This window comes from Streptomyces sp. NPDC104106 (assembly GCF_055584345.1).
Map to the genome: position 1 here is coordinate 390,483 of NZ_JBVJMF010000002.1, position 22,512 is coordinate 412,994.

Genomic DNA, 22,512 nt, shown 5'->3' on the forward strand with positions numbered 1-22,512 from the left:
ACCACAGGCGGGAGTCGGGGTCCCGCCCGGCACGGAGCCGTCCGGCCACCTTGCGTCACCGGATGTGAACAGGCCGCTTGTCAGTTGTGTCGAGGTCGTGAAAGGCTCGGTGCCCTGCCGCGAGGTTCCGTACAACTCCCTTTTTCCTATGGAGAGTTGACCTCGCTCGTGGATGCAGGAGTCCCATGCCCGACCTGCCGACCCCCCAGGACGCCACCGAGGCCGCGCTGTTCTCGGAGGGCTGGGACGCGGTGCTCAGTTACGCCGACCTGTGCACCTCCGGCTCCGTGACGGCCCATCAACTGGCCACCGAGGCCTTTGCGCTCGGCGTGCGCGAGGTCCGTGCCGCCGAGCGCACCCATGTGCGCGGCGCGGGCCGCCGTACCGCACGGCTGCCGACGATCCCGGCGCTGCTCACCGCCGTACGCGACACGGCCGCCGGATGGGAGGCCGCCGGCCGGGGGCACAAGCTCGACCCCGAGCTGCGGCTGTGGCTCAACTCCGGCCAAGCGGGCCGCTACACGGGGCCGCCGCTGGAGCGGCCGATCGCGCTGCGGGGCCTGCGGGACATGCAGGAGGCGGACGCCTCGCTGCTGTGGCTGGCCGAGGTCGAGGCGCTGCCCCTGCCCGTCGTCGCCCGCCGGCTGGGCCTGGACCCGGCCGCCGTCGGCGAGGAACTCGACCAGGTCCGCACCCTGTTCCGCGACCGCTGCCACCGCGCCCATCTGGACGGTCGGATGGACGCGCAGTGCCGCTCGTACGCCCGGCTGCTCGACGCGGTCACGCGCTCGGCGTCCGCCGACACCCCCGGCGACCTCTCCCGGCACCTCGCCACCTGCGTGCGCTGTGCCGAGGCCGCCGCCTGCCTGCGCCTGTCCGGCGGCGGACTGCCCGCCGCGCTGGCCGGCGGGGTGGTCGGCTGGGGCGGCCTCGCCTATCTGGAGCGCCGTCGCCGCGCCGCCGAGGTCCGGCTCGGCGCCGGGCGCCCGGCAGCCGGCCCCGCCGGCGGCGAGCCCGAGGAGGGCGGCGCCCGCAGCCGGGTGCTGCGCGGCGGGCTGCTCGCCGCCGCGATACTGCTGTCGGCCCTGGCGCTCGGCGTGTCGATGATGCCGTTCGGCGCCTCCGGCGGCGACACGGCCGCCGGGGGCCGCGACGACCGGCAGCCGGTGGCCGACCCCGGCGTCCCGCGGACCTCGGGCCGCTCCTCCTTGCCGCCGAGTTCCGCCGCCGCCTCCGCCTCCTTCGCCGACGGCCCGTCCGCGACGCCCTCCGAGACCGGTACGGCGGCCGGCCCCGGCCGCGCGCACCCCGATCCCGAGCCGCAGGGCAGCACCTCCGCGGACCCGCGGCAGCCCGGCGGCACCGGCACCGCCGATCCCTCCTGCCGGGTCGCCTACGACCTCGTCAACCAGTGGCCCGACGGCTTCCAGGCCGCCGTCACCGTCACGACCGACCGGCCCCTCACCGACTGGCGCGTGTCCTGGACCTTCCGCGACGGCCAGCGGGTCAGCCAGATGTGGGACGCCACCGTCCACCAGGACGGCCCGCGCGTCACCGCCACCGCCGCCGACTACAACCGCACCGTCCCCGCCCACGGCACGCTCTCCTTCGGCTTCCTCGCCACGTGGCAGGACGGCAACCGGGCACCGCACGGCTTCACGCTCAACGGCACTTCCTGCGCGGCCGGTTGACCGTCGGCGGGGCACCCGGCGCCGCTTCCCGGAGCCGTTCCCCGGTACCTGCTCACCGTCCTCTCACCTCCCTTCACGGGGCCGCCGCGCGCGCGTCACAGGTTCCGGACACGAAAACCCGAGTTCTGGCCAAATCGCGTCCGTGACGGGCATTCCGCATATATGCGCATGGTGCGCGTGGTGATGTCCTGACCTCAGGTTCGTCCGCGGGGGAGCGGACACCGGGGACGGGTGCGGAGCGGGGCCGGGCGGGGGAGTGCGGCGTGCCGGGGGCACGTTCGTGCGGTCTACCTGGCCGTTCCCGACTACCGGCCGGTACTCCGGATGTGGCGCGTTTCCCCCGTCAAAAAACCGCGCTCTGTCACCATCATCGCCATCGAAAAATCGGCCATCCGAAATGCGGCGGGGGGCATGGCCATGGGGTTGCTCGGCGATGAGCAGGCGTTCGCGCAGGCTCTGACAGCCCAGGAGCACGAGAGCGTGATGGCGCTCGGCATCCGGAAGCGCTACCCGGCCGATGCCCATCTTCTGACCGAGGGTGACCGTTCCAGCCATGTTCTGATCATGATTCAGGGGTGGGCGACCGTTTCCGTGGCGATGGACCGGGGTGCCACCCGGCTGATACTCGGCTTGCGCGGTCCCGGTGAACTGCTCGGCGAGATGGCCGCGCTGGACCGCCACCCGCGCAGCGCCACGGTGCGCGCGCTGGGCCCCATAGAAGCCCAGGTCATCTCCGGGGACACCTTCCGCCGCTTCCTCGCCCTGCACCCCCGGGTCAGCGGACTCGTGATCCGCCAGCTCACCTTCCGGCTCCGCAGCGCCGACCAGGAGCGGTCCGCGCTCGCCTCCCTCACCGTGCTGCAGCGCCTGGCCGGCCGGCTGGCCGAACTCTCCACCGCCGAACCCACCGGCCCGTACACCCCCGCCCGGCCGGCCCCGTACGCCTCCTCCCCCGGCGGACCCGGCCCCCGTCCGCCCTCCCCGGCCGGGCCCTCCTCGCGCCGCCCCTGCGCCGGGACCGTCGTCCAACTCGCCCAGGACGAGCTGGCCGCCACGATCGGAGCCACCCGGGAAGCCGTCGCCAAGGCCCTGCGCCTGCTGCGCGCCCAGGACATCGTGCGCACCGGCAACCGGATGGTGGAGATCCTCGACCCGGCGCTGCTCGCGCTCCTCGCGGACGGCCATCACGAGTAGCGCGCCGCCCGGCATGTGTAAACGGCTACAGACGGCCCGCGATCCCGGGCCGACCCTGAGGAAAACGCACCACCTTTTCGACAGGCCACAGTCATCGCAGGGGGCACGGGTGAACCACGACGCACCGGAACTCACCGAAGCGCACTACGAGTTGGTGATCAGCGTCGACGCCAGACGGTCCGGCGAGTACGACGACGTCGACAAGGCGCGGATGCGCGCCCGTATCTACCGGGTGCTGGAGACGGCCTTCGAGCACGCCGCGGTGACCGGCGACGCCCTGCACCTGGAGGACCGCGGGGACGGCGTGCTGGCGTCGGTCGACGGGTCCGTCGCGGCCAGCCGGCTGCTGGGACTGTGGCTGGTCGAGGTGCACGAGAAACTGCGCGACGAGAACCGCGGACTGCGCGTGCCCCTCGGGCTGCGGATCGGCATGCACGTCGGTCCGGTCCGGCACGACGGGCGGGGGATCAGCGGGCGCGCCGTCGACCTCGCGTGCCGGCTCGCGGACTCCGCCGTCGCCCGGCACCTGCTCGACGCCGCCGGGGCCGACCTCGTGCTGGTGACCTCCCGGTCCCTGTACGAGGACGTGGTCAGCGGCGGGGGCAAGTTCATCGAACCGGCGCGCTACTCCCCGGCCACCCTGCGCCTCAAGGAGGGCGACGTCACCGCCTGGTGCCACCTGCCGGGCCGGCCCGCTCCCACGATCCCGGACGCGTCCGCCGCCTCCCCGTCCGCCGCCGGTGCCCAAGCCCCCGAACCCGCCCGCCCCACGCCCCGTCCCGGTGCCGGGTCCGCGGCCGGTCACCGGGCCGACCCGCCCGGTGCCGCCCGCTACACCGTCCACGGCGACATGTCCCAGCACCACGACAACGTCTACCAGCAGCCCGTGCACATCGGCCGGATCACCGGCCAGGACGCCGGGCAGCGGAAGGGCGGGGGCGCGTGAGCGACGACCAGCGGGCCGGCGGCCCCGCCGAAGAGGCCCCCGGCAAGCCGGACGAGGCCCCGCCGCGCGGCGCCGGGCAGGACGGGGACCGGGACGACCGGCCCCGCGACGACGCCAAGGCGGACGACGCGTCCGGCAAGGACGACGGCACACCCGGCGCCCAGGCCGACGGCGACGACGAGGCCGACGGCGACGAGCAGGCCGAACGGGACAAGGAACGCGAACGGGAACGGGAGCGCGCCGCCGGCCGGTTCAAGGAGCGCACCCGGGACCCGCTCGCCGAGGAGGCCGGCGAGGACGGCCCCACCGACCTCGCCGCCGCCGTCCGGACACGCCGCGCCACCCGCACGCTGTTCGACGTCGGCCGGGACCTGACCAGCTTCGAACGCTCCTACTTCGGCAGCGCCCACATCGGCGACATCGTCAACCTGCGGCTGGATGCCCGCACGGCGGGCACGGGGATGCGCAGCGGACCCGTGCCCGAGGAGGAACTGCGCAGGCTGCGCCGCGTCCATGTGGCGCCCGAGGGGTACGTACGGCTGCGCAACGCCCTGCGCGCCCGGCGGCTGCTGCTGCTCGGTGCCGCACCCGGCACCGGACGGACCAGCACGGCGCTCTCGCTCCTCGACGAGGTCACCCGGCGCCCCGCGGACGACACGGACACCGACCGGGTGCTGCGGGTCGATCCGGACGCCGGGGTACGGCAGTTGGCCGCCGAGCTGGAAGCGCGCGGCGGATGCGGCTATGTGCTCCAACTGACCCTCAGCGGACCCGGCGCGCAGCCCCCGGCCGAGATGGACCTCGACGAACTGGCCGCCGCCCTGGCCCGGCACGACGCCTTCGCGGTCCTCGTCGTCACCGTCGGATCGGCGGCGAACCCGCTGCTCGCCGGCCGGTACGGCATGCTCTGCCCGCCCGCGCCCACCCGGGAACTGCTCCACACCCGGCTGCGCGAGAGGCTGGAACGGCACGCCGCCACCGCACCGGACGACACCACCGGCCCGGACGAACTGCTCGCCCGCGCCGAGGAGTTGTGGGGACGCGAGGAGATCAGCGACGCCGTCGGGCTGAAGGACCTGCGCCCCGCCGAGGCCGAGTTGATCGCCTCACTGCTGGCCGGGCACGTCCTCGGCGAGGTCTCCCACGAGGAACTGCTCTCCGGGTGCCGCAGCCTCGCCGCGAGGCAGGCACAGGAGTGGTTCGCGGGCGTGGACCGGGCACTGACGGCGCCCCCGGCCCAGCCGGACGGCGGCCCGGCCCGGCCGGCCACCGCGACGCTCTTCCACCCGGTGGCCTTCCGCATCGCCCTCGCCGTGCTGGGCGGGGCCTCGCACAGCGCGGTGGCCGCCGCCGCCCACCTGCTCACCTGGGAGCTGTCCGTCCAGTGCGACCCGGACAACACCCCGGCCCGCCCGATGTTCTGCGACGACCCGGAAGCCGACCTCGCGCTCTCGCGGGCCGAACTGACCGACGGCACGGTCGAGGTGGCCGGCGCCGAGGTGCCGGCCCGGCTGATCTGGTACCGGGGCTCCGCGCTGCCGGCCTCGGTGCTCACCGAGCTGTGGGACCGCCACTTCCCGGTCCGGGCCCCGGTGGTGCGCTGGCTGCGGCAGTTGGCGGACGACCCGCGCTCCCAGGTGTGGATCCGCGCCGCCGTGGCGGCCGGAGAGCTGTGCGTACGGGACTTCGACCACGGCTACACCGAGCTGGTACGGCCGCTCGCCGAGGCGGCCACGCCCCGCCGGCGGATCTTCGCGGCCACCACCCTGGACCAGGCCGCCGGCCATGACTCCCACCGCAGGACGGTGCACCGGCTGGTGGACGACTGGAGCCGGGGCGGCACCAAGACGCTGCGCTGGACCGCCGCGCTGGCGCTCGGCTACGGAAACGCCGCGCCCACCACGGACGACACCCTGGACACCCTGGCCCGGATCGGGGTCCGCGACGAGGGCGACCAGATCGCGGTCGCCTCCTTCAACGTCGTACGGCTGCTGGCGCTGCCGGACGCGGCCCGGGTGCTGGAGCGGATGGCCGAGTGGACCCACCACCAGCGCGAGCCGTACCAGGACCTCGGCCTGGTGACCACCGTGCGGCTCGCGCTCACCACGGTGGACGAGGTGCTCTCGGACGCCTCCGACTCACCGCTGGCCGACCTCGGTGACTGGCCGCTGCCGCTCGCCCTCGCCGCCACCCGGCCCGAACTCGCCGCGCCCATGGCGGACTTGATGTGGACCGCGCTGAACACGGCACGCGCGAGGGACGTGGCGACGGACGCGCTGGAGCGGCTGCTGCGGTCGGCGGTGCGCAAGGACGGCACCGAGTGGACCCGGCCGGGGCTCGCCGCCCTGCTGCCCGCCCTGGTGGCCGAGGAACACGACCGGAAGCTGCTGGACTGGCTGCTGCGCCGCATGATGCGCGACCTCGACGAGCCCCTGCCCGACGCCCGGGCCCGCGAGGTGTGGTGGCTCGCCGTCACACCGCCGGAGCCCGGCCGCCCGGTCGGACAGCGGGGCGGCAGGCCGCGCCGGGACGAACCCCGGCAGCCGGCGCCGAACTGGGAAGAACCGGACCGGTCCACGCAGGGCTGGGACGAACCGGGCCGGGCCACACAGGGCTGGGCCCGGCCGCGCGCGGAACGGACGCGTCGGGACAGGACGCGCGAGGAGGACAGGGATGGCTGAGCGACAGGACGAAGGCCGGGACGAGGCGGACACGTCGGCGGTGCCCGCGGGGCCGTTCCTGCGGGACTACTCCCCGATGGGCAGACTGCCGGCACCGAGCCCGCGCCGCGCCCTCGTGCTGTTCTACCGCAGCGGCGGCCACAGCGTGGTCACCGTCTCGGGCACCCAGCACGTCGGCAAGCGGGGCTGGGCCGGGCCGTACTCGGTCTGCGAGATCGCGCAGGGCACCTATGTGTCGACGCTCCGGCTGGAACTGCCCGCCTCCGGCGGCACCAGCTTCTTCAAGGCCGAGGTGGACATCGAGTGGGAGGTGACCGACCCGCACCTGGCCGCCGTCCAGGTCGTCACCGATGTCGCGGCCCGGCTCACCTCCCCGGTGCTGGAACGGCTCCGCGAGGTCACCCTGACCTATCCGGTGACCGACGCCGAACGGGCCAACCGGGTCGTCACCCGGGAGTGCGTCGGCGGCCGCTGGAGCGACCTCGGGACCGAACTGGGCCTGCGCGTACGGCTGTACGTGCGGCTCGGGGTGGACGACGAGGCCATCGACTACGCGAAGAAGGAACGCGAGGTGCGGGCCGACGCCAACGTCACCCGGGTGCGCCAGGACGAGTTCCGGCGGATGCTGCTGGGCGGGGAACTGGAACAGCTCAGCTTCATGCTGGCCGCCGACCCGGAGGGCGCCAAGGACTTCCTGGAGAAGATCCGGCAGGAAGGCCGTCAGGACGAGCAGGAGCGGGTCGCCCGGCTCTACAACATGGCGCTGCGCGGCGAACTCCACGCCGTCGACGTCGAGACACAGGTCCTGAACCTGCTCAACCAGGACCGCCGCCGCCCCCTCCAGGGCCCCATCGGCACGATGCCGGCCCGCCGGGAGCCCCGGGAACTGGAGTCGTCCGCCGAGGGGCCGTTCACCCCGGACTGGGTGTCGGACGAACCGCCCCGCCGACGGCCCTCCCGCCCCGACCCCGACCGCAGCGGCAGCCGGCGCGGCGGCCGCGGCCGGGACGGCGACGCGGCGGCGGACGAACCCCCGCCCGCCCCCCGCCGCCGTCCCCGCCGGCCGGAGCCCCGTCCGGGGGCGGACGCGGACCGGGGCGGCTCGTCGCGGGGAGGGTCGTACGGCTCGGACGGTTCCTTCGTGGACGCCCCGGATCCGGACGGCCGTCGGTCGTTCCGCCCCGAGCCCTATCCGGGGCGGGACGGGGACTGGAGCGGCTCGTCGCGGGGAGGGTCGTACGGCTCGGACGGTTCCTTCGTGGACGCCCCGGATCCGGACGGCCGTCGGTCGTTCCGCCCCGAGCCCTATCCGGGGCGGGACGGGGACTGGAGCGGTACATCGCGCGAGTGGGCGTACCGGCCGGACGATCCGGACGGCGGCGGCCCGGCACGTGGGCGGACGTACCCGCAGGAAGACCCGGACCGGCCCGGGCGGGCGTACGACCCGGACGACGACAGGGGCCGGGGCTCGTCGGGGGACCGGCCGTACCGGGCGGACACCTACCCGGACGAGGATTCCGGGCTGCCGTCCCCGCGGGGGCGCCGGCGGTCGCCGGACGACGACTGGTCCTGGGCGGAGGAGTGATGGCGGCCGCCGAGGGCGAGGCCCCAAGGACCTCCCCCGACCCGGTCCGGGCCGTGCCGGACGGGGGTCGGCACCGCCACGACCGGGCGGGGGAGCGCATCGCCGAGCGGCTGCTGGCCACGGTCCGCGAGGACCTCGGCCGCGCCGACTCCAAGGCGGCCGTGCTGCTGTCCGGGACGCTCGCGCTGCCCGCGTTCCTGGTCGGCTGGCACGGCACGCCGGTCCGGTACGGGCCCGCCGACGTGACGCTGCTCCTCGCCGGCCTGCTCTGGGCCGGCGCGGTGGCCGCGCTGATCGGCGCGCTGATGCCGCGCACCGGCACGGTCCGCGACCGCGACGGGGTGACCTACTTCGGCGACCTGGTGGCCTCCCGCGACCTGGAGCGGCTCACCGCCAGGGTCGCCGAGGCCGGCCGGGACCCCGCCGAGTGGCTGCTCGTCCAGGCCGTGGACCTCAGCGCCATCCTGGCCGCCAAGTACCGCGCCATCCGCTGGGGCATGGGCGCGCTCGCCCTCTCCGCGGCCCTGGCCCTGATCTGGGGGCTGACCCCGCGCTGACTCCCGCCCCCGCTGCCCGAGCACATCCGCACCCACCAGGCACCACCCACCAGGCACCAGCACCCAGCACTTCACCACCCAGCAACTGCACGCAGACACGAGCGAAGAATCAGGGGACGGCCGTGAGAAGAGCCACGGGAAGACGGCACACGGGACGGGGCCGGCTGCGCCGCGCCGGGGTCTCGGTGCTGGCGGGCACCGCGTTGTTCGTTTCCCTGCTGGCACCGGGCGGCCGGGACCCGGTGCCCGCGGCGGACTCCGTGCCGGCGTTCCCGGCGGCCGAGTACGCGGTGGCCGTCGACGAGTCGGCGAGCATCGCGCCCGCCGACATGAGCGCCGAGAAGGACGCCGCCGCCCGCATCGCGCTCGGCGACGTCTCCTCCGACTCCCACGTCACCGTCTTCGGCTTCGCCGCGGCCGAAGCCGCCGGCCAGCGCGCCGTGGACCCGGTGTGCCCGCGCACCGCGCTGGACGCGGCGGGCCGCGAGACCATCGGCGGCTGCGTCGGCGGGCTGCACAGCCGTGCGAAGAACGAGGGCACCGGCACCGACTTCCCGAGCGCGATCCGGCAGGGCGTGCGCGCCCTCACCGGCGGCACCGACCCGTCCGTCCCGCGCGTGCTGTTCCTGCTCACCGACGGGAAGCTGGACGTGTCCGACAGCCCCAGCTACGGCGACCCGGCGCACCGGCAGGCCGAGGGCGAGCGGCAGCTGGGCCTCGCGCTCAAGGAGGCCGCCGCCCAGCACGTGCAGATCTGGCCGCTCGGCTTCGGCGCCGACCCGAGCTGGGACGAGCTGAGGACCATGGCGGCCGGCGGATACCAGAAGGGCTGTGTCGACCTGCCCTCCGCGACGCCCGCCCCCAAGAAGGTCGACCCGCAGGACATCGGCAGCACCCTGGAGGAGATCTTCGCCGCCGCCCACTGCCTGCGGCACGAGCAGGGCCCCAGCAAGCGGCCGCCGGCCACCCTGGACATCGGCATCTCGCCCCTCGCGACCGTGGGCAGCATCGTGGTCGACAAGGGCGACCCCAAGGTGCGGATCACCTACTACGACCCGAACGGCGACGAGGTCCCCACGCACGGCACGTACCACGGCTCCCGCTTCGAACTGGCGGGCGGCGGCGACGCGGTGGAGGCGCTGCGGGTCGTCGACCCGCTGCCCGGCACCTGGAAGGTGAAGGCCGAGGCCCCGGAGGGACACCGCTCCCTGCCCGTCTCCGTCAGTGTGCTGTGGCGCGGGGAGCTGCGGGGCGCGATCACCATGGACCCGCCCTCGCCGCAGGCCGGGGACAAGGTCACCGTGACCATGCGGCTGCAGACCCGCGAGGGTTACGAGATCAAGGACCCGCGCGACTACGCCGGCCTGCGGGTGAGCGGCGAGCTGACCGGTGACGGATTCGCTCCCCAGCAGCTGCGGCTCGCGGACGACGGCAAGGCGCCCGACCCCGCGGCGAGCGACGGCTCCTTCACCGGCACCGTACGGATCCCGCAGAGCGCCGACGGGGCGCTGAGGGTCAGCGCCACACTGACCGCCTCCGGGCTCAGCGCCGACACCCGCAGCGAGGGCGGCCAGGTCGCGCCGGGCCAACTGCCCGTCACCACCGCGCTCGACCTGCCGGCGGCCGGCGTCCACCCCGGCGCGCGGATCACCGGCACCCTGGCGGTGCACAACACCAGCGGCGCCCGGCACACCCTGCGGCTCGCCGTGACCGACCTGCGGTCCGGGCTGTTGTCCGTCGACCCCGCCGAGATCACCGTCGCACCGGGCGAGTCCGGCACCCGGAAGGTCACCGTCCAGGTGGCTCCCGCGGGCGTGTTCGGCGACCGCCTCGGCGACGGACTCAGCCTCGCCGGCACCGTCACCGTCGTCGACACCACCGACCACGGCCGCACCCTCGTCCGGTCCCCGCTCTTGGTGCGGGTGACTCCCGAACCGGGGGTCTGGGCGAAGTACTGGCCGGCGTTCCTGGGCGCCGCCGCGCTGGTCGCGCTGCTCGTCGGCGCGCTCGCCGGCTGGGTGTGGCAGCGGCGCAGGCGCCGGGACCCGCACGGGCTGGTCCTGCTCCTCGTGTCGGCCGACGGCACCGTCCTGGGCGGCCCGCACCGGGCGGGGCACGGCGTCAAGCAGTGGTACGGCTTCACCGTCGCCGAACCCCATCGCAGCCCGCGCATCGAACGGCGCCCCCACGGCCCGTACGCCGTCCAGCGCAACCCGAAGGGCGGGGCGGTCCTGCGCAGGAAGGACGGCAAGGTCCCGCTGCCCGCCCGGGGCCAGGTCCCCCTCAGCGACAGCCTGTACCTGGCCCTCGGCGAGGAGAACCGCACCACCACCCGCACCAGCCGCACCCACGAACCCCCCACCGGCCGCACGGCCGGCACCGCCGACAGCGGCGGCGCCTACGACTCGTACCTGTGACGCGTGAGCGCCGCACGCGTGGCGCCCGCGGTGCGCCCCGGCGTGCCCGACGCGTCACGCCCGAAACGGACTTGACCCAAGCCGAAGCCGCGGCCGGCCGGCCGCGAGCGGGGAGGACACCATGAAGATCTTCCAGCCGATGCTCTTCGTCGGCCTGGGGGGCACCGGGGGACTGGTCGGTGCCGAACTGGAGCGCAGACTGCGCGCCGAACTGTGCGGCCCGGACGGCATGGCGCTCAGCCGGCTGAGCGGCCGCCCGCCCTTCCAGCTGCCCGACTGCCTGCAGTTCGTCTACGCCGACTACAGCGAGAGCGATCTGCGGCGGCTGCCGCAGTTCAACGTGGACCAGTCGCTGCGGGCCGCGTACGCCCGGACCTCCCGCGCCACCCACAACCTGCTGCCGAACTTCGACAGTTCGCCCGAGGTGACCAAGATGCTCCGGGCGAGCCTGCGCGAGGAGGTGGCCGACTGGCTGCCTCCCGTCCTCGGGGAGCCGGAGGTCACCCCCCTGCACAACGGCGCGGGCCAGCTGCCCACCGTCGGCCGCGCCGCCCTGTTCGCGACCCTCCGCCACGGCCTCGGCCCGGTCCTGGAGCCACTGCTGCAGGCGATCGACGCCATCGCCAAGTCGGCGGGAGACCTGAGTGAACTGGGCGGCGGAAAGGTCAGCGGATGCGACGTGTTCGTCGCCTTCTCGGTGGCCGGCGGCACCGGCGCCGGGATCTTCCTCGACTACCTGCACCTCATCAGCCACGCCTTCCGGATGCGGCGCTTCGACGGGGTGAAGATCTACCCGCTCGTCGTGATGCCGTCCTCGTTCTCCGCCGCGACCGGCGGCGGGCGCGAGGCCGAACTCAACGCGGCCCGCGCGCTGGTCGACCTGTTCCGGCTGGTGGACCGGCAGAACGCGCCGACGGAGGGCGCCGAGATCGGCGACCTCGACCACGAGGCCGGCTTCGCCGTGCGCTACCCCGGAACCGTCCCCGTCCGGCTGCGCACCGGCATCCTGCCCACCGCGTTCCTGTTCAGCCCGACCGCCGGCATCCGCGCGGACGACCTGCGCCGGTCGATCGTCTCCCTGGTCATGTCGCTGATCGGCACCGAGCTGGGCGACGGCCGCTCCCGGGGCCGCAAGTTCGTGGCCGACGACGACTACCAGACCTTCGCCGCGAGCTTCATCAACCGGGGCGTGGCCCGCAGCTCCCTGTCGCCCACCGGGATCGGCCGTCAGGGCGTCTCCACCAGCCTCGTGGCCTCCATGACCGCGCCGATGGACCAGCTGGCCGACCTGGTCGCCGGACGGGTGCTGCGGCTCGCGGTCACGGAACTCGTGGAACGGCCCCGGCCCTCCTCGCGCGAGCAGGCGGTGCCGCTGATCCGGCAGCTGTTCGCCGACTCCCACCTCGAACAGCTCTGGGAACGCAGGCAGTTGGCGGTGCCCGAGCCCGATCCGCTGCCGCGCGGCGGCAAGAACATCGAGCAGGCGCTGGGCGAGCGGATCACCGACATGCAGCGGCTCCTCGCCGACCTGCGGGTGGAGGCCGACGCCCAGGCCGCCCAGATGGCCGACCGGTTCGCGCCGCGGCCCGCCGTCGACAAGCTGCTGGGCACCGTGGACCCCTTCCTCGCCGAACGCGTCGTGCGCGGCATACCCGACAGCGACGAGGCGATCGCCCGGCTCGGCTTCCTCGGCATGCTGGACAGCCGCGCCCGCGCCCCCCAGCGCCCGCCCGGGATCACCGAACAGCCGCCCCGGATCCCGCGGATCAAGGGCCTGCTCGCGGGCATGGCCCCGGCCCGCTGGGGCGACGACGACGTCCAGGCCGCCATCCGGGAGCAGGACGCCTGGTACCAGTGGCGCTGCCGGACGGTGTGGCACGAGGCGTGGCGGGACCAGCAGCAGCGCTGGCAGCCCCACGCCGACGCGGCCGGGGCCGACCTCGACCGCCTGGTACGGGCCTTCCGCCGGCACAGCGACCAGGACCGCAAGAGCTTCGAGCGCAAGGGCCTCGAACTGTACGAGGACCGCACCGGTATCTCCTACCTGCTGCCGCCGCAGCGCACCCTCAAACACTTCTACGAGGACGTCGTCACCCGGCTGATCCGCCGTGAGGGGCTGCGCGACACCGACTACGAGGGCGCGCTGCTGCTCAGGCTGGTCGACGGCGACACCTGGCGGCAGGTCCACGCGCGCAGCCGCCGCGACCCCGAGGGCGCCGTCGCCCAGGTCAAGGGACAGCTGGAGGCCCGTATCACCCGGCTGTTCGCGGAGAGCGGCGCCCACGTCGAGGAGCGGCCGCTGCTGCCGTCCATGGGCACCCTGCTGGCCGCGGCGGCCGGCGACCCGGACGCCACCGACCAGGTCAGCAAGGAGTCGCTCGACCTGTTCGGGCGCAAGCTGACCGGGCTGCTGCCGGTCGGGTTCACCCCCGAGGGCACCGGGCCGCTGCGCGTCCTCGTCACCCACCCGCGGGTGCAGGCCGTGGAGGAGGTGCAGGAGTACCTCGGCAAGACGCTGCGGCTGCCCTCGGACGCGAAGAACTCCGTGGAGTACCGCGGGGTCGAGAGCGACTCCGTCACCGTGGTCCTCTTCCGCAGCGAGATGAGCCTCACCCAGGTGCCCGAGGCCCGCAAGGTGCTGCGCCAGTGGGCCCGTGCCAAGGACTCCGAGCAGGCACAGGACGTGCTGCGCTGGCGCCAGCGGCTCGGCTGGCGCGACAGCTGGATGGTGAGCGGCGAGGAGGACCGGCGCACCATCCTGCACCGGCTGCTGTGCTGCATGTGGAACGGGCAGGTGGACGTGGTCGACGGCGACCCGGCCTCGCCGGCCCGGGTCCGGCTGCGGCTGTTCCCGGAGCAGGGCCCGAACATCCCCGGCGTCCGGCTGCGCCTCGGCGACTTCCCCGGCGGGGTGTCGAGCTGGGCGGAGCTGCTGCGCTCCTACGAGCGCTGGACCGTGCTGGACGACGAGCGGACCGTCGAGGACTACTGCCGTGAGCTGATGACGGCCCAGCCGCTGGGCCTCGCCCGTACCGGCAGCGAACCGCACCAGCTCTTCGTCGACCTGGTCGAGAAGATCGCCCCGCGCCAGCTGGAGCTGCTGGCCGACCGCCGCGAGCGCGGCGGCGAACGGGTCGAGGGCTGGGTGGGCCCGCTGTGGGAGTTCTGGGCGGAGACCCTGCCGGCCGCCCTGGACCGGGAGTTCGGCGACCAGCGCGCCGTCCAGCCGACCCTGCGCACCCTGCTCGACCATGTGCGCGGCGGCCTGCCGACGCCGCCCCGCCCCCGCGAGGACGCCCCCGCACCCCGCCGCGCCATGGCGGAGGACGACGACTGGGGCACGGTCCCGGTCTCCTCCTTCGACCCGTACCGGGACGGCACCGGCAAGGACCCGGACGGCCGGCCGGGCGACCACGACCGGAGCACCGGCGACCGACGCGAGCACCCGGACCGGGCCTTCGCCGACCGGCCCTTCGAGCAGCGCGGCGACGGGCGCGGGGAGCCGTACGAGCGGTCCTACGGCGAGGGCCCCGGCGAGGACCCGCGGCCGTATCGCGAACGGTCCTTCGGCGAGTGGCGCGCGGAAGGCGCCGCGCAGGAGTCCGACGGCCGGGGCGCCCGCCGCGCCGACGCGGGCGGGCCCCGGGTGTCCGGCCGCCACGCGGGCCACCCCGGCCGCGAGGGCTACGACGGCCACGACGGCCGCGACGGCCGCGACGGCCACGACGGCCACGACGGCTACGACGGCCGCGACCCGGTCGGTGGGCGGCGCGGCCGCGAGCGGTGGGCGGGCTCCGACGGGCGCCCGCCGCGCGAGGACCTGCCGCCGGTGCCCTGGGACGAACCCGGGGGCCGGGGGACGTACGGCGGTGGCGACGGCGAGCGGGGCGAGCGGGACCGGACCCGCCGCGACCCCTGGGACGGAGACGAACGGTGAGCGTGCCTCAGGACTTCGGTGCCGTGATCCACCTGGACCTGCGCGCCGGGGCGGCCGAACTCGACGGCCCGCAGGCCCTGCGCGCCCGGGTCGCCCGGCAGCTGGGCCGTGCCGGGCTGCCGGAACCCGACGACCCGCTGTTCCTCGTCGTCGACACCCCGGCCGGGCTGACCGACCACCAGCCGCAGTACGAACTGCTCGCCGGTTACCGGGCCGTGGGCGAGGTCAGACTCCTGGTGCTGCTCGTCGGCAGCGCGCCCGGCTCGTACGCCGGTGCCGACGAGGCGTTCCAGCCCGACCGCAGACTGGTCCGGCCCGCCGTGCTGCGCGCCTCCGGCATCGGGCTGCTGTGGGCCGGCGACCTGCGCTCGGCCCGCACCGCGCTGGAGCGGCCCGAGCCGGACGACCCGGACGCCCTGGCGGTCCTGGTGGACGTGCTGTCGGTCCCCGACCTCTACCTCCGCGTGCTGCGCGCGGTCCGCTCGCTGCCCGAGGCCGTCGCCGCACCCGGCGTACGCCTCCTCGAGCAGGACCTGCCGCCGGAGGTGCGCGACCGGGCCTGGCGCGACGCGCTCACCCGGGTCGCGGGCGAGGACACCGAGCCGGCGGCGGACGTGCTGACGGCCGCATCCGCCGGCGCCGACCTGCCGGAACCGCTGCGCTCCCTCGTGACGTTCCGGGGCGGGCGCGACCAGCGGCACCGGGAACCCGGGGGCCCGGCGGACGACGCCTACCGCGCCTGCGCGGACGCCCTGGACCAGGCCGAGGACGCGCTGGCCGGGCTGCGCGGCCTGCCGGGCCTGCTGCGGCCCGCCCGCCGGGAGGCCTTCGAAGCGGAGGCCGAGCTGGCGGGGCGCGCCCTCGACGAGTACCGGGAGCTGGTCGCCGCCGCCCTGCGCGGCGGCGGGGGCGCGGTGCCGTCCGCCGCCGAGTCGGCTGCCCGGCTCGCCGCCCTCGGGCTGCGGGTGCCGTCGGCCGAGGGCGTCGGCGAGCGGATCGGCGAGGGCCTGAAGGAGCTGGCGGGCAAGCTGCTCGGGCAGGGGCTGCCGCTGCGGTCGGTGGCCCAGCGGTTCACCGCCCTGGCCGGGCGGGTCGAGCCCGTACCCGGATCGGCGCTGCTGCCCAGGCTCGCCGCGCTCCCCGGCACCCGGACCCACGCGCGCCCGGCCGGGAGCGCGACCGCCGCCGACCACGACCTGGCCCGGGGCTCCGGGCCGGCCGGCACCGAGCCCGGCCCGCCGCTGACCGGTCCGTCGGCGGCGGCCGCGGCGCTGCTCGGCGCGCTGTGGTGGGGACCGTTCCTCGTGTTGGCGCTGGTCGTCCCCGCGCTGTTCGCGGGCGTCGCGGCGCTCGGCGCGGCCCGGCTGCGCGGAAGCGGACGACCCGGCCGCTGGGCCGTCGTCCCCCGGCTCGCGGCGCTCGGCGGCGCCGTGGCCGGGGCGGGCCTGGGGTACGCGACCGAGCCACCGCTCTGGCTGGGCACGATCGGCCTGCTGGCCGGCCTCGGCCTCGCGGTGGAGACGGCCCGCCGGCTCTGGCGCGCGCACGCCGCCTCCTGGTCGCCGGGCGCCGCCACGGCCGTACTGCGCCGGACGCTGCGGGAGGCCGACGCCCTGCTCGCCGAGGCGGTGCACGAGCACTGGGCCGTCGAGGAGCGCCTGTACTGCGCCGACGCCGCCCGGTCCGTCGCCGGGATGCTGCGGGCGACGGCCGCCGCGGCGCAGGCCGAGGCGGTGCCCGAGCCGGAGCGGTCCGCCGCGGCCCCGGCGCCCGGCACGGCCGCCGAGGACGACTGGCTCTTCGGCCCCTCACCGCTGCGGTCGGAGGACACCGGCGCGGCCGGCGACGACGCCGACGACGACTGGGCGAGCGCGTACGCCTGGCAGGACGGGCCGGCCTGGGAGGAACCGGCCGCGGACGAGAACGGGGAGCGGCGACCGGGCGAGGACGGGGAGCGCGAAGCGGCCGACGCCTGGGCCGACCGGGCCAAGGGCGTGCCGCGCTGGCTCGACCGGGACACCGGTGAGGGCGGACCGGAACTGGTCGCCACCCTGGCCGCAGATCTCCGCGACGCCGCCCTCGTGGCCATGGGCCCCTACTGGGGCGCCGTCGAACGCGGCCAAGCCGGCACCCTCGCCGTGCAGCGCACCGAGGAACGGGTCCGCGAGCTGCTGTCCACGGCCCGCCGGCATCTGCGCCACGACGGGGTGCTCGCCCCGCCCCCGTTCGCCGCCGCCGGCCGCGTCCGCGCCAGCGCCGCGCACCTGCTCGGCACCGATCCGCGGCGGCCGGCCGAACTCGTCGGGGCGGACGCCGACCGGCAGGCCGTCGTCCAGCTGTCCTCCCCCGAACAGGGCGCGCTGCTCAGCCGCGATCCGGCGGCCGCCGTATGGCTCAGGTTCGCCCCGCGCGCCGTACGCGACGAGGTCGAGAAGGCCTGGCGCGCCGGCGGCTCGCCCCAGCCGGCGGACGTCCTGTGGACGTCGTCGGGGCGCTACGCGGGCCTGATCCGGCTGACCCCGCTCCGGATGGGCGTGGTGAGCACCGTCCGGGCCCGGCAGGGGTACGACGGACCGGAGGCGGCTCACGACGGGCCGGACGGATACGGGCGCCCGGGAGTGTACGGCCGCCGGCCGGACCCGTCCGACGACCATGGCGGTCCGGAGCCGGACGATCCGCTGGACCGGTGGTACGACGGCACCGACTCGGACCGGTACGTCGCCCCGCACTCCGGCGGGTACGAAGCGCGGCACTCCGACGGGTACGAAGCGCGGGACTTCGACGGGTACGAAGCGCGGGACTTCGACGGGTACGAAGCGCGGCACTCCGACGGGTACGACGACCCCGACCCCTCCGGCCGGCCGGAGCCCCGCGACCGGCGGGACGGTGAGCGGTGGTGACCGGGAACGGGCCGGGCGCAAGCGCCGTGGACAAGCTCGTGTTCACCACGCCGTCGGGCCGGCGCCGGGTCACCCCGGCCCGCTTCGGCCAGGAGGGCCGCCGGGACCGGCTGCTGCCCCTGCTGATCCGCAGGTGCCTGCTGGACGACGAGCGGCAGCAGTGCGTGCAGGTGCGGCTGACCGCGGGCGACGCGGCCAACCCGGCGGCGCGCGGCCTGCTGGACACGGAGGCGGGGACGGCCCTGCACCTGCACCGCGTGCTGGACGGCACGGAGTACGCGGCCCTGTTCCCGAGGATCATCGGCTACGAACTGGACACGCCGGAGCCGTTCCTCCTGTACACCGCACCGCGCGGCAACCCGGCCGGGCGGACGCACGTCATGGCCGCGAGCGACCAGCAGCGCCTCACCCGGGACCTGCTGCTCGCCCTGTGCCTGCTGGCCGGGCAGGACCTGGTGCCGCGCGGGGTGTCGCCGGACACCGTGCTCTGGGACGGTGCCAGGGTCCAGCTGTGGGGACTGGAGGCGGTGACCTGGGCGGGACAGCGGCGCAGCGCGTGGGGCCGGCCGCCGTACTGCTCGCCCGAGCAACGCCGGGGCGAGGGGCTCGTCGACGCGCGGGACGCGGTGTGGAGCGCGGCCCAGGTGCTGTACCGGCTGGTGACCGGCCGGGCCGGGCCCCCCGACGCGGCCCCCGCCGACCTGGGCGAACACCGGGTGCTGGACCGTACGCTCCGGGACGCCTTCGCGGTGCGGGCGGCCGACCGGCCGACCTGCGCCGAACTGCTCGACCTCATGGCGCCCGGAGCCGCCGGCCGGATCCGGCTCACCCTGCCCGCCGACGAGGCACGCCCGCACCGGGAGGCCTTCGAGGAGGCGCTGCGGCTCAAGCGGCAGGCCCCGGTCCCGATCCCGGCGGACGGCCCGGGGCCGGAGGGCGGGCCGGGCGCCGGCGACGTGCTCTGCCCGTACTGCCTGGAGACCATCCGCCTCGACGTGTCCAAGCTGTTCGTGACCGACAGCCGGATGCAGTACCAGCCGCTGGACCTGTCCCGCCTCACCAACAAGGTGCGGCGGCAGGACGTCATGCGCGGCGCCGTCCAGAAGTGCACGGCGGACCCGGACTTCCCCGAGCACTTCATCCCGGTGCCCTATCTGACGTACGGCCGGCCGCTGACCGTCGCGATGGTCGGACAGTCCTCCACCGGCAAGAGCCATCTGCTGACCCAGATGATCGCGGCCATCACCGACGGCGGCCTGGAACCGTTCGGCCTGACGTGGCAGTCCGTCAACCCCGAGCAGCACGCACGGTTCGTCCGGGAGCGGGTGCAGCCGCTGCGCAGCGGCAGGGTGCTGGACCACACGGCGGCCCTCGGCCTGGACGACTACGCGCGCTTCGTCGAGTCGCTGCTGCTCACCGACGCGCGCGGCCAGGTGCGTCCGATCGCCTTCTTCGACCTGGGCGGCGAGGACCTCGTACGGACCGACGCGGCGCTGCGGTTCCTGCTGGGCGTCGACGCCCTGATCTTCGTCGTCGATCCGGCGCTGGCCCTGCCGCTGCCCGAACTGGACCACGTCCGCGAGCGCTGGGGCGTGGAGGTGAACCGGGACGGCGACCTCGCCTTCGGCACCGTCCTGGACCGGCTGCCGAAGAACGGACCGTATCTGGAGGTGCCGGCCGCGATGGTGCTCGGCAAGGCGGACCTGCTCCGGTTCCGGCGGCCCGTCGACCGGTGGCTGAGCCGGCCGCCGGCCACCGGGCTCGATGCGGCGGCGGTGCACGCCGAGAGCCGGGACGTGTACGGGCTGCTGCGCCGGCACGCCGGGCCGGCCTGGCTGCGCCCGTTCGACGGGATCCGCCGGTGCACCCTGCACATCGCGTCCGCGACCGGCGGCCAGGAGGCCCAGGGCCGGTACCCGGCGGGCGCGGGGCCGCGGCGGGTGCTGGAGCCGCTGGTGACGCTGCTGGCGCTGCACGGGCTGATCGACGTACCGGGCGGCGCCGACGCGTGCGCCGTGGGCGAGGCACCCCTGATCGAGGCGGTGCCGCGCACTGAAGCACCGGGGTCCCGGTCCGCGCGATCCACGGCATCCGGGGGAACCAGGGAAACCAGGGGAGGGGAAGGTCAGTGAGCGGTTACCAGGACCGGGACCGGGACGCGGTGCACCAGATCGTCTTCCGCTGGGACGGCAACCACGGCCGCCAGGGCACCGGCATGAAGGCCGTCGCCCACTCCTGCCCGGCCGAGCGCGCCGAGGAACTCGGCCGGGAACTGGGCCCATTGCTGTGGGTGCCGGGGGCGGCGGCCCGGCCCGGCGTCGTACGCACCCGTACCCGTGCCGGTGACGTCCTGCTCGTCCAGCGCTGGCCCACCACGGACCGGGGCGGCCGGCCGAGCACGGTCAGCCATGTCCTGGTCGGCGACGACGTCACCCTGGACACGCGCCGGTGCCTCTCCCTGGCGTGGGGCGGCTGGTGCCGGCAGGAGAAGGCCGAGGGGGCACCCGCGCGGCCGTTCCCGTACGACGCCGAGAGGCTCGGCGAGCTGGCCCTGCGCCGGCTGCCGGAGATGACGGAGCATCTGCCCGCCGTCCGGCACGCGTTGGTCCTCGCCACGGCGGAGCTGCTCCGCGATCCCGCGCAGCGGGTGTCGTTGCTCCTGGAGGAGCGGCCACCGCGTCGGTGGCCGGACCCGGAGGCCGTGCCGGTGGTCTACCTCGGGCTGTTCCTGCTGTTCGGGAACTGGCTGGAGGGGGAGTGGACGTTCGCGACGTACGACGCGGTGGACACCCATGCCCTGCGGCTGACGGCCGTGCCGCGCTGGGAACCGGACACGGGCGGCTTCGGCCCGCTGGCCCGGGTCACGGCCGGTCAGCGGGACCAGAACCGGTTCGAGCACGAGGCGGCGGCCCAGCTGGTGAAACACGTCCTGGAGCACCCGCGGGCGGAGGCCGGTGTGCCGCAACTCACCGGAGCCCTCGCCGACGGCGCGGCCCTCGACTGGGACCGGCGGCGTGCCCGGCTCCGGGACGTCCTCGGCCTCCACAGCCCGAGCACCCGCCGGCCCGCACCCGCTCCCCGCGTTCCGGACCCCCTGCCCGGACGGCTGGAACCCCCCTGCGAGCGATGGCACCACCCGACCGAACGGCCGGAGCCCGTACCCGAACGGCGGCAGGGCCCGGTTGAGGAGTCAAAGGGCGTGCCCGAGCGGTGGGAGCGTCCGGTTGAGGGGTCGGAGGGCGTACCTGGGCGGTGGGAGCGTCCGGCTGAGGGGTCGGAGGGCGTATCTGGGAGGTGGGAGCATCCGGTGGAGGGGCCGGAGGCTGCGCCCCGGCGGCGGCAGGGCCCGGTCGAGGGGTCGGAGGGCGTATACCAGCGGCCGGACCCTGTGCGCCAGCGGTCGCAAGGCGCGGGCGAGCGGTGGGAACGCGCAGCCGAACTGCCGGACCCCGTGCGCCAGCGGTCGGAAGGCGCGCGCGAGTGGTCCGGACGCGCACCCGAGCTGCCGGACCCCGTGCGGGCGGAATCGCAAGTGGCGCCCGAGCGGCCGGAAGTGACGCGCGAGCGGCGGGGAGTGGTGCCCGAGCTGCCGGGAGGCGTGCGTGGGCGGGCGGAACCCGTACCCGGCGGCGGATACGCGGTCGCGGCGCCCGCCGCGGAATTCGAGGCTCCCGCGCCCGCCCAGCAGGCAGCGGCCGCCCCGGACCCCCTCCACCGGGCCCTGTGCGAGCACCGGTACGGGGACGGCACCCAGCGCCGGCTGATGACGGAACTGGGCGAGCTGACCGACGACATGCTCCTGGCGGAGCTGCGTTCGGGCGACGGGCTGCCGCCGGAGTCGGTGGACCTGGTCCTGAACGAGCTGGGCAGAGACCACCGGGTCGAGGGGCGCGACCGCCGGACGCGGGAGGAGCTGTGCGCGGAGGTACTGCGCCAGGGCCTGTGCTTCCCGCCCCCGGGACGGGGCGCGGGGCACATGTCGGCCATGGCCATGGCCGAGCAGGCGGCCAGGGTCTTCCACTGGGCCGTGGCACCGCTGGCCAGGGACGAGCGCCACCTGAACGTCCTGCTGCAGGAGTTCCACCGGCTCGGCCTGGACACCCGTGTCACCACGGGCAACTGGCTCACGTACGTCCTCGTCGAACCGGTGGACGGCCGGCCGGTCCCCGATCTCCCGAAGGAACTGTGGCGCCAGATCCTGCGGGACATGAAGAGGAACGCAGGCGACCCCGGCGCGCAGCCACAGCCGCCGCTTCCGCCTCAGCCGCGCACCGTGACCGTGCCCCGGGTTCCCGACGCCCCCCCGCCTCCGCCGTCATCCGCCGCGCCCACCGGGCAACCACCCGCCTGGCCGGCCCGACTCGCCGACCTCACGAGCAGCCCGGGATGCGTGATCGGGACCCTCCTGTCGGTGATCGGGGTCGTGCTCGTCCTGATCGTCCTGATGACGGTGTGAAGGGTGTCCTCCACGGGGTGTCCGTCAGGCGTGTACGACAAGCGCGGAACCGCCCGGTGCGTGAGGATCCCGAGCCGGCCGGGGTCCACCCCGCCACCGACAAGCGCGGCGAGCCCGTGGGGGACGTGCCACATCGGTGGCACCCGGA

Annotated in this window: 11 protein-coding genes; all 11 read left to right on the forward strand. The window is 75.6% G+C overall.

Annotation, left to right across the window (positions count from 1 at the left end; genetic code table 11):
* Positions 1 to 185: 185 nt before the first annotated feature.
* The 11 genes from ACZ60X_RS05710 (at position 186) to ACZ60X_RS05760 (ending at position 22,364) form a co-directional block, all read left to right on the forward strand.
* Complete coding sequence (locus tag ACZ60X_RS05710) at positions 186 to 1,691, forward strand: cellulose binding domain-containing protein (RefSeq protein ID WP_469593685.1); 1,506 nt, start codon at positions 186 to 188, stop codon at positions 1,689 to 1,691.
* A 417-nt stretch (positions 1,692 to 2,108) separates the two neighbouring features.
* Positions 2,109 to 2,885: a Crp/Fnr family transcriptional regulator gene (locus ACZ60X_RS05715; protein WP_469594387.1), complete on the forward strand. Its 777-nt coding sequence runs from the start codon at positions 2,109 to 2,111 to the stop codon at positions 2,883 to 2,885.
* A gap of 109 nt (positions 2,886 to 2,994) precedes the next feature.
* Positions 2,995 to 3,831 (forward strand): nucleotidyl cyclase domain-containing protein, encoded by an 837-nt coding sequence (locus ACZ60X_RS05720; RefSeq protein WP_469593687.1) that lies wholly within the window; start codon positions 2,995 to 2,997, stop codon positions 3,829 to 3,831.
* Entirely contained in the window at positions 3,828 to 6,512 is a 2,685-nt protein-coding gene (locus ACZ60X_RS05725) for a hypothetical protein (RefSeq protein ID WP_469593689.1), read from the forward strand. Before ACZ60X_RS05720 ends, ACZ60X_RS05725 begins: the two co-directional genes overlap by 4 nt.
* Positions 6,505 to 8,097 carry a hypothetical protein gene (locus ACZ60X_RS05730; protein WP_469593692.1) on the forward strand — a complete coding sequence of 531 codons (1,593 nt, stop codon included), beginning with the start codon at positions 6,505 to 6,507 and terminating at the stop codon, positions 8,095 to 8,097. Before ACZ60X_RS05725 ends, ACZ60X_RS05730 begins: the two co-directional genes overlap by 8 nt.
* On the forward strand, positions 8,097 to 8,654 hold the full coding sequence (locus tag ACZ60X_RS05735) for a Pycsar system effector family protein (protein WP_469593694.1): 558 nt from the start codon (positions 8,097 to 8,099) through the stop codon (positions 8,652 to 8,654). The genes ACZ60X_RS05730 and ACZ60X_RS05735 overlap by 1 nt, the downstream gene beginning before the upstream one ends.
* Positions 8,655 to 8,776: 122 nt before the next feature.
* Complete coding sequence (locus ACZ60X_RS05740) at positions 8,777 to 11,071, forward strand: VWA domain-containing protein (protein WP_469593696.1); 2,295 nt, start codon at positions 8,777 to 8,779, stop codon at positions 11,069 to 11,071.
* Between the two features lie 121 nt (positions 11,072 to 11,192).
* A complete protein-coding gene (locus ACZ60X_RS05745) occupies positions 11,193 to 15,008 on the forward strand; it encodes a tubulin-like doman-containing protein (RefSeq protein WP_469593698.1) in 3,816 nt (1,271 codons plus the stop codon).
* On the forward strand, positions 15,005 to 17,908 hold the full coding sequence (locus ACZ60X_RS05750) for a hypothetical protein (RefSeq protein ID WP_469593700.1): 2,904 nt from the start codon (positions 15,005 to 15,007) through the stop codon (positions 17,906 to 17,908). Before ACZ60X_RS05745 ends, ACZ60X_RS05750 begins: the two co-directional genes overlap by 4 nt.
* A complete protein-coding gene (locus ACZ60X_RS05755; RefSeq protein ID WP_469593702.1) occupies positions 17,905 to 20,040 on the forward strand; it encodes a serine/threonine-protein kinase in 2,136 nt (711 codons plus the stop codon). The genes ACZ60X_RS05750 and ACZ60X_RS05755 overlap by 4 nt, the downstream gene beginning before the upstream one ends.
* Positions 20,037 to 22,364: a hypothetical protein gene (locus ACZ60X_RS05760; protein WP_469593704.1), complete on the forward strand. Its 2,328-nt coding sequence runs from the start codon at positions 20,037 to 20,039 to the stop codon at positions 22,362 to 22,364. Before ACZ60X_RS05755 ends, ACZ60X_RS05760 begins: the two co-directional genes overlap by 4 nt.
* Positions 22,365 to 22,512: the final 148 nt, after the last annotated feature.